The organism is Mycolicibacterium chlorophenolicum (assembly GCF_001044235.1).
Lineage (GTDB): Bacteria > Actinomycetota > Actinomycetes > Mycobacteriales > Mycobacteriaceae > Mycobacterium > Mycobacterium chlorophenolicum.
Window position 1 is genome coordinate 25689 of sequence record NZ_JYNL01000043.1, and the last position, 9379, is coordinate 35067.

A 9379-nucleotide genomic window follows, 5' to 3' on the forward strand; every position below is an offset into this window, starting at 1 on the left:
CCTGTTCGACCAGGGCGGTAAGGGCCGGGTACACGGTGGCCAAATCAGGCGGCTGGGCCCCAACAGTGACGGACTCAACCAGACGCCGGTGGGATCTCGGCGACGCTCAGAACCCCGTCAACCGGTTCCAGCGTTGCCAGCACCGCGGGATAACCTGGTCGGCCCAGCGGTGTACTACAGCGTCGCCAGGACGCCCTGCATGGTGTTGATCTCCTTCTGCTGGGTGTCGATGATCGAGCGGGCCAACGTGACCGCGGGATGAGACTGACCGGAGTCAATTTCGGTCTGCGCCATGGTGATTGCGCCCTGATGGTGCTGGATCATCTGGGCGAGAAAGAGCCTGCTGGCCTCCACGCCTTGGGCGTTCTGCAGGGCCGCCATATCCTCGGGCGACATCATGCCGGCCATCCCCGGCATGTCGGGCATTCCCGGCATCTGGGGCCCAGGCATTCCGGTCGGACTTGGCTGACTTGGCGTCGTGGTCGGCGTTGCTCCCGGACTCTCCCTGTCTGGCATCCCCGGCATACCTGTTTGTCTGGGCATCCCCGGCATACCCGTCTGTCCGGGCGTACCCGGCATGCCGGTCTGTCCGGGCATACCGGTTTGTCCGGGCATCTCCATGCCCGGCATCATCGGCATCGTCGGCTGTCCCCACTGCGTCAGCCAGCCCTGCATCTGCTCGATCTCCGGTCCCTGTGCCGCCTTGATCTGATTGGCCAGCTCCACCACCCGGGGATCGATGCCCTGCTTGGCGAGCACGACGTCGCTCATCTCGATCGCCTGTTGGTGATGCGGAATCATGTGCTGCGCGAACGTCACATCCGCCTGGTTGTGCGCCTCGGCCGCCGCCGAGGTGGTCGTCGAGGTGGTCGTCGGGCTCGCCGATGTGGTTTCTTGACCAGCCTGCTCGCTGCCCGAGCCGCCACAGGCCGCCAACGCGAGGAGGGCGGCGAATGCCACCGCACCGATCATCAGGGATCGCTTCTTCATCACGGGATGAGTTCCTTTCTTCGGATCACCGACGGGAGTCGAGATCGCTTGTCATGCGGGAGTCAATGCCAGCGTTGCGGTTTCGTGCGCCGCGGGAGCGGACAGTGTGGGCAGGCGTCGCCGCTTGAGCATCAGCGTGTTGACCGCCACGATCAGACTGGAACCAGACATGGACAGCGCGGCGACCTGCGGCGCAGCACCAGACCGAAAGCGGGCTCGAACACGCCGGCGGCGATCGGCAAGGCGATGACGTTGTAGCCAGACAACCCAGCCAAGATCTTGTCGCAAATTGCCTAGGGTGCCGCGGCCGATCCGTAGCGCGATCGGCACATCGAGCGGATCTGACCGCATCAACACGAAATCGGCCGTTTCGATCGCGACGTCGGTACCGGCACCGATCGCAGCCCCGAGGTCGGCCTGCGCCGGGGCATCGTTCACTCCGTCGCCCACCATCGCCACCTTCTTGCCACCGCGTTGCAGTTCGGCGACCTTGCCACCGCGTTGCAGTTCGGCGACCTTGCCGCCGTGTCGCCGGGCAACACCTCTGCGATGACGGGTGTCGATGTCCAGCTGCTCGGCGATGCGTTTCGCGGTGGGCCGCATTCGCCTCCACCGATTCGACGCCCGGGCGGCGCAACAATGTGGCTTCACCGATGCGGTCGAAGTCGCCCACTGCAGCCCGCCCACGTGCAGAACGGTGGTGCCATTCATTGACTGCGACACCTGGACAGCCTTTCGCGCGCCGATATGGTGCCGCTAGTCATTCCATAAAGATTTCGTGAAGAACTCGTCGCGACTGTTCGCGGTCTGTTCCCCTCCCGCTGCCCACCGTCACGCAGTCCTTGCCGCTGNGACAGCCTTTCGCGCGCCGATATGGTGCCGCTAGTCATTCCATAAAGATTTCGTGAAGAACTCGTCGCGACTGTTCGCGGTCTGTTCCCCTCCCGCTGCGCGATGACGCGTCCGACGAGCCCGAACCTGAACCGGTGCCGCAGAATGTGTTCGCCAGCCGCTGCACGCCACGCGCCATTCGAGACGAGCTGACGGGCCTGATCAACCAAGGTCGGCTTCCGCCTGGGCGCAACACGGGGGGTATCTCGTCCAGCGCGGCGGCGGCACCATCTCCCTAAGTCGCCACCTAACGCACGCAGGGCGGCGATCCGCAGGCGTGTTTGGGTTTCGTTTCCTGCAAGCTGGGCGCCCGAGGGCTGCTTGCGGTCATCGTGGGTCATCGCGCGGCGGGCTCGAATTTGTCGGCCCCGGTTTCCACCTCGGGTTCGATCATCGCGAGTTCGGCCGGCGGTGGGGGTTCGACGCGGTGACGGCGCAGGCGGTTGGCGTTGCTGACCACCGAAAGCGAGGACAGGGCCATCGCGGCGGCGGCGATCATCGGCGAGAGCCGCAGCCCCAGCAACGGGTAGAGCACTCCGGCGGCGACCGGGATACCGATGGCGTTGTAGATCAACGCGAAGAACAGGTTCTGGCGGATATTGCGCATGGTGGCGCGGGAGAGCCGAATCGCGGTGACTACGCCGGCCAACGAGCCCGAGATGAGTGTGATGTCGGCGGCCTCGATGGCGACGTCGGTTCCGGTGCCGATAGCCAGCCCGACGTCGGCCTGGGCCAGGGCGGGCGCGTCGTTGATGCCGTCGCCGACCATGCCGACCCGCCGGCCTTCCGCCTGCAGCCGCCGGATCTCACCGGCCTTGTGCTCGGGCAGTACCTCGGCGAGCACTCGCGGGACGCCGACCTGGCGGGCGATCGCCGCAGCGGTGCGGGCGTTGTCCCCGGTGATCATGACCACTTGCAGGCCAAGCTTGCGCAGCGCGGCGATCGCGGCCACCGAGTCATCCTTGACGGTGTCGGCGACCGCAAGCACCCCTGCTGGTTCACCGTCGACCGCCGCGAGGATCGGGGTCTTGCCCTCGGCGGACAGCCGCACGCTAAATGGATCGAGTTCGTCTGCGTTGATGCCGCAATCCGTCAGCAGTTTGGTGGTGCCGACGAGCACGGTGCGCCCCGTGACGGTGGCGCGCACCCCCTTGCCGGTGATCGACATGAAATCGTCGGCCGGGGGAATTGTGAGACCGCGGTCGCGTGCTCCCGCCACGATGGCGGTGCTCAAGGGATGCTCACTATCCGCCTCGGCTGCGGCTACCAAGCTGAGAAGATCGTCCGCCCGCATCGTCGCGAGCACGTGGACATCGGTGAGCGCCGGTTTGCCGGCGGTGATGGTGCCCGTCTTGTCCAACACGATCGTGTCCAGCTTGTGCGCGGTCTCCAGGGCCTCGGCCGAGCGGATGAGAATGCCTGCGCGGGCGCCCTTCCCGGTCCCGACCATGATCGACAGCGGGGTGGCCAGCCCGAGCGCGCAGGGGCAGGCGATGATCAGCACCGCCACCGCCGACACCAGCGCCAGCGTCAATGCGGGAGCCGGGCCGGCCACGAACCAGACCGCGAAGGTGGCAATCGCGATCGCGATCACTACCGGCACGAAGTACGCAGACGTTGCATCGGCCAGCCGCTGGATCGGAGCCTTGGACGCCTGTGCCTGCTGCACCATGCGGATGATCTGCGCCAGCATCGTGTCCGCGCCGACCTTGACCGCCCGCACCCGCAGCGAGCCGGTAGTGTTCATCGTCGCGCCGATGACGGTGTCCCCCCCGTGTTTGGTCACCGGCATCGATTCCCCGGTCACCATCGACTCGTCCACCGCGGACTGCCCGGCCAGGACCGCGGAATCGACCGGGATCTTCTCGCCGGGGCGGATGAGGATCTCGTCGCCGACCACGACCTCATCGATCGGGATTTCAGCCTCCTGACCCGCGCGCCAGACGCGGGCGGTACGGGCCTGCAACCCGAGTAGCGCGCGGATCGCTTCGCCGGTGCCGGCCTTGGCTCGCGCTTCCAGCAACCGGCCCAGCATGATCAGGGTGAGGATCACGCCGACGGCTTCGAAGTACACCTCCCGCACTTCCATCGGCAGGACCGCGGGGGCGATAGTGACGACCAGGCTGTAGCCGTAGGCGGCGACGGTGCCAAGGGTGATCAGGCTGTTCATGTCGGCGCTGCGATGAGCCAGGGCCAGCCAGCCGATGCGGTGGATCGGCCATCCTGTGTAGAACATCACCGGGGTTATCAACGCGAGCTGCAGCCAGTGGTTAAGGAGCACGGCGGGCACCCAGTCCGCGCCCAGCAGCGACTGGGCCATCACGGCGAACAGCACCGGGCCGGTCAGCGCTGCGCCGGCCACCACCCGGCGGCGCAGATCGGCGAGCTCGGCACGCTGTTCCTCGGATTGGGCGGCTTCGACCTGCGCGGCCGACTCCCGCGCCGCATCCGTCGGCGTTTGCGAAGCGGCTTGGCGGTGATCTGGTGCGGCGCTGTGGCCATTGGGGGTAACGACGAGGGTGCCGTGGATCATGTTCATGCCGCAGGCGAACCCAAAGGATCCCGCCCGCTGGGGAGTGAACCGGACAGTCGTGTGCTGGTGCGCGGGCAGCACGGCGGACAGCTGCAGGTCGGGGAAGACCACCCGTGAGGTGCAGTCCCCGCTTTCCTGCCGATCGAAATCGATCTCGACCGGAACACCCTGACTGACCTGCACCACGTTGGGGCTGTAGCCACCTCGCACCGTGACCTGCACACGCTGTACCCCGCCGCTCACCTCGGCGGTGCGGGCGCGACGCGGTGCAAAGAAATACCACCCCAACCCGCCGATCGCCACCACCGCGACCACCACAACGACAACGTCAACACTCGACATGAGTACCTCCGTGACAGCAGGGACGGGGCAACGCGGCTTGCACGGGGGTCACCGACGGCCGCCAGCGACGAGGTCGTTCATCCGTGCCTGATACGTGGCGGCATCGATCTGACCGGACACACGCTGCCGAACGACGAGCGCCTCCGCGATCAACCCCCAGCATCGCGCGACAGCCGTCGCGTCATGACGCCGGCGGCGCGCACGCAGCGCCGCGGCAACAATCGCCACCAGCAGGACCAGCAGCAACGCAGCCCCGATCACAACGGCTAGCCAGCCCTCCCCATATGCCGCCATCACCGTACTCACCTCTTTCCCGGATTCACTCCCGGCCCGGCGCGGCTTCTTTCGGTGTCGTAAGCCATTCTGCGCGCCCATACCCGACCGGGGTAGGGGCCTAGGCCCAATACCGTTCAGTTAGTGGCTGATGACGGTGACGCTGGGTGGGTGTTCGGGTTGTGGCCAGTGTTGGTGCGCTGATCTTTTGACATGCCACTTGGGCATTTTGCGTTTGATCACGCGGGGAGCTGACCGTGTGCGGCGTGCCGGGTTGATGCGGTCGAGGAGGCGACGGAGGAACGCCTGCCAGTGAGGGTCGGCGGATCGGCGCCGGTTAGGGGGAAAAAGCGCCCTGATGGGCGACGGATTGGCGCACGACGCGCAACGCGGCGGTGAAGCTGAGTCGGTCCGGGTCGTGTCCGCTGTGGTGTGCGGCTTGGCTCATCAACGAGCGAATCGCGTAGTGGCAGCACAGGTATCCCCAGATCTCCTGCAGGACGAGGTCGGGCGACTTCGACCGCAGCACCACCTTCGACCCACGCTGGTGGGTCTTGAGTTCGTCGAAGACGCTCTCGATCTCCCAGCGCTGGGCGTACGCGGCCGCCAACTCGACCGCGGGTGCGGTGTCCGGGTCGGTCAGCGTGGTGAGCAACCGGTAGGCCACGGGGTTGTCGCGGCCGTCGTCGACGGTGTAGTCGATGACGCGAGCCAGCATTGGCTCGCCGTGTCGGTCCTTGGCCGCGCGCAGGTGGGCCAGCCACGAACCGTCGGCGAGATCCTCGACGTGAGTGGGGGTCGGGCCGTTGCGTCCGGTGCTCACGCGCCACAGCAGATCGGCTCCGGTATCGGAAGCGTTACGCCACAACGCGTATGAGAAGAATCCACGATCAGCCAGCACGAGCATTTCCGGTGTCAGTGCATCGAGCACGTGCTCGACCATCGTGGACTCCGCGTCGCGGTAGGCGCCGATCGTGGCGGCGAAGATCGCATGAGTGCCGCACTCGGCGACCGCCAACAACCGCGCCTGCGGAAACGCCGACTTCTCACCCTTGTTCACCCCCGGACGCCCGAAGAACTCCTCATTGACCGGGCTATCCGCCACATCCAGGCACGTCCCGTCGATCGCGACCACCCTGCGTCCGGCCACCCACGTCCCCGGCGTATCCGCCGCGCCCAACGGACGAGCGACCCTCGCGAACAACGCAGCCAACGGCTGGGACCCCAATCGCTCCCGCGCCTGGAAAATGGCCGACTTCCCCGGCAACTGATACTGCTCACGCCACCCGGAAGCCCACGCTAAACCATCCGTGAGCTGGGATAACACATCCTCGTAGGAGCCATCGGAGTACAGGCCCATGCCGATGGCGAAATACGCCATCACCCGTGCCGGCAGTGCACGATGACGCACCTGAGTACGCCCCGTCGCCTCGATCACCTCATCAACCATCGCCGGCGGGAACACCCTCGTCAGGACACCCACAGACACCAGATCCGACAACCGACGATCCGATTCAGGCTTCCGCCAACCCGCGCGAGGCATACCAACAAACTACACCCATGTAGTCTTAACTAAACGGTATTGGGCCTAGGCCACCTTTCGCAGGGGCAAAAGTCTCTTCTCGCAGCGGCCCCGACGGTGAATGTGATCATCCCTCTGTATAGCCAAAGGGCTTGGTGGTCAACACCCTTGGCACCGCCACATCGAGTGAAGCCAGCACCGGCTATCACCGTTTCTCTTGACCAGCCGAGCCACCGGCATCCAGGACGGACCCCGGTCGAGCGCGTCAATCCATTAAGCAATTCCGGCCGCCGCGTGGGCGCCATCCGCCTCGGTGATGGCCGCGAAAACCGTGAGGTCCGCGAAAAGTTGGCCGAAGCCTGCCGGTCCGAGGATCAGTTCACGGAGAACGGCGCCGCTCTTGCGGGTCGGGCACGACGACATGGTCGGGGCAGCTTTCCATGGCGGTGCGGAGCTCCACACTCGGGTTCGCCGATGCTGATTTTGCGCTTCCGGTAGTCGATATTGCCGGGCTGGGCAGCGTGACCGTCGGCGCCGGGCGTTGCCGGTCATCGCCTCCCGCGCGGTTTAACCACCTGAGCCGCCCCTGACTCCATCCGATTCCTGAGTTGCCAGATGCTGGAGCCGACCATATACGTGTTGATCACGGGATCCGGCGTGATCTTCAGAAAACAGATCCGTGTTTCCCCGCGGCGGTGAGACTCTTGATACGCCTTCAGGATTCGGCGACCCATCCAGAAGCCCTCGAAGACATCGGTCCCGTCTTCATCAGTCCAGTCCACAATCTCGGCCTGCCCGTGCAGTTGGATAGTGGGTGGTGGCAGAGACCATAGAAGCCGTCTCGTCAACGGGATCACCAGTGAGACGGCGGGATTCTGCGCGATGTTGCGCGCCTTCCGTAGATGTCGTCGTGTCATCACATACAGCACAACCTCACGACCCGCGCCCGACACGCCGTAGTTCACCCCCGCCGAGTGCGGCGTGCCCGCTTCGTCACTCGTGGAGAGCACAGCGAAGTTCCGCTTGCGTAGGTAGCTCAGCACCACGTCCCAGGTCACCTGCTGGGCCGTCATGATTTCGACGCCAAGCATGAAGCGAGTAGCGACGCGGTCGGGCGCCGGCGCATCGGGTAGTCGGCTCGGACGCTGAGCCTGAACACGGCGACACCCACTGTGATACATGGTCGCGCCGCGCCATACATGAGGAAACCTTCCAGGCCTGTGTTGGTGGCGTTAGTCGGACACGAAAAAGGTATGCCACGTTGAGCAATCGCGAGGTCGGATGGGGCGGGAATTCTCTCGGAGCGAGAGGTGGCGCGCAGAACCAGCGCGACGATAAGGAGGATGCCCGGCTCTAGTGAGTCGTCACCGGCCCCAATAGCGGACATGCGATTGGCTTCGCCGACCTGCGCCTGAAACCGATCCGCTGTCAACACTTCTCGTGCTTGCCATGGCCATCGGTCTTGCGCCCAAGACGCCGCTGGACGTGATCGAACCCGCCGCCGCCACGCTCGTCGCGCTCGTCGGGAGATATGCTGTGACCCCCGACGCGCGGCACTGCGGCCACTGCTCATGGCTCCGGAAATGATGCTGTCCGGCGCCGGCCTAGTGGTGCTTGTCACCAATTCCCTCCTGCACCACCAGCGGCAACAGTGGATCGGCTGCATGGCGTACGCGGCGCCGATCGGCCTCATCGGCGCAGCCGTAATCCAGATGGTCGAGCCGGGCGCGTTGACCGTAGCCCGCCTCGGTCTGGTGGGCCCCCGCCGACCGCGGTGTTCATGGGAAAGTGACTAGCGCCCTCGCGGCGTCGGACGGCCGTACGCGTGGGCTGGCCGTCGTCGTGTTCGTCAACCCGCTGGTCAGCCTGTTCTAATACCTGCGCTGGATCATCCCTGCCTTCTGGAGCCCCGAGGAAATCGGGTATGCCGACGAACCGGCGGCCAGCATTCGCCCGCCCGCGCCGTAGTACAAGCCGGCGCGATCAGCCCCATCCTGGGCATCATCGCCGGCCCAGTTTGGCAACTGCTCGCCTGAGGCGCATCCATGTCAGCGGAGGTCCTTGCGCTGCAGCGCGTGAGCAATCCGTTGACAGTTGAACGCCCCATCACACCATCCGGCGACGGATCGCGTGGCACCTAATGTGCGCGAGCCACTACATGTTTCCCGCGCAGCAGGGACAATCGGCCATCGACATCGGCATCGGCATCTCCATTGGCATCGGCATCATCATGTCGCCGTTGCAGCACCACATCATCGCCGGAGTCGACCCGCCATTGGTATAGATGACCGCCATCGGATCGGCACCCGTCACATCGAAGTACACCTTGCCCGTCGAAGTCTGGCCCTGGCTGATGGTTGCACCCGAAAAGGAGCTGGGACTCGCCACCTGCCACAACACCTGATAGCGCTCACCGGAAGCCGACACCGCATACACGTTGGGAATGATCGGTGTCACAGCGCCCGTCAACGCCTCCACCGACGCTGTGGCCTCCCACAGTCGGCCGACGAGTGGGTAGCCGGGCACTGGGTCGGTACTGGCGCGCAGGTCACTGACCGACCACTGCTGGACCACCGCACCACCGGCATCACTCAGCTGTTGAGGTGAGCCGAACCGATGAGGGCAGCTTTCAGGCGCCGCGGTCGCCGTCGGCATACCGACGCCTATCGCCACCAGCATCGCCGCCCCGGCGACAAAGATCCTTGCCGATCTGCGCACGAATGTCGTCCTTAAGTTCGTAGTTGCAGTTACTTCGTGTTGTTACGTTGGGCTGTGACCCGGGTGGGTCGGGTGAGGCTGCATGGTCGTAGCCGGCCCTGGTGGTGCGG

General features: G+C 65.5%; 7 protein-coding genes and 1 pseudogene. 1 reads left to right on the forward strand and 7 read right to left on the reverse strand.

Features of this window, described 5'->3' with window-relative positions; genetic code table 11:
- Positions 1–174: 174 nt before the first annotated feature.
- From MCHLDSM_RS18325 to MCHLDSM_RS18350, 6 genes and pseudogenes are all read right to left on the reverse strand, one after another.
- Positions 175–990, reverse strand: a complete 816-nt coding sequence (locus MCHLDSM_RS18325) for a DUF305 domain-containing protein (RefSeq protein WP_013470202.1) — start codon at positions 988–990, stop codon at positions 175–177.
- Between the two features lie 51 nt (positions 991–1041).
- A pseudogene (locus tag MCHLDSM_RS18330) lies at positions 1042–1584 on the reverse strand (ATPase P); the annotation flags it as partial.
- 634 nt (positions 1585–2218) lie between these two features.
- Positions 2219–4756, reverse strand: a complete 2538-nt coding sequence (locus tag MCHLDSM_RS18335) for a heavy metal translocating P-type ATPase (RefSeq protein ID WP_048471400.1) — start codon at positions 4754–4756, stop codon at positions 2219–2221.
- Positions 4757–4804: 48 nt separating this feature from the next.
- Positions 4805–5053: a hypothetical protein gene (locus MCHLDSM_RS18340; RefSeq protein WP_131722654.1), complete on the reverse strand. Its 249-nt coding sequence runs from the start codon at positions 5051–5053 to the stop codon at positions 4805–4807.
- A 313-nt stretch (positions 5054–5366) separates the two neighbouring features.
- Positions 5367–6572, reverse strand: a complete 1206-nt coding sequence (locus MCHLDSM_RS18345) for an IS4-like element ISMfl1 family transposase (RefSeq protein WP_011891513.1) — start codon at positions 6570–6572, stop codon at positions 5367–5369.
- 527 nt (positions 6573–7099) lie between these two features.
- Entirely contained in the window at positions 7100–7624 is a 525-nt protein-coding gene (locus MCHLDSM_RS18350) for a pyridoxamine 5'-phosphate oxidase family protein (protein ID WP_048471405.1), read from the reverse strand.
- 376 nt (positions 7625–8000) lie between these two features.
- Here MCHLDSM_RS18350 and MCHLDSM_RS39515 point away from each other — a divergent pair, with 376 nt between their 5' ends.
- A complete protein-coding gene (locus tag MCHLDSM_RS39515) occupies positions 8001–8138 on the forward strand; it encodes a hypothetical protein (protein WP_156455064.1) in 138 nt (45 codons plus the stop codon).
- Between the two features lie 567 nt (positions 8139–8705).
- Here MCHLDSM_RS39515 and MCHLDSM_RS18360 read toward each other — a convergent pair.
- Entirely contained in the window at positions 8706–9230 is a 525-nt protein-coding gene (locus MCHLDSM_RS18360) for a DUF1942 domain-containing protein (RefSeq protein WP_234714104.1), read from the reverse strand.
- Positions 9231–9379 lie beyond the last annotated feature (149 nt).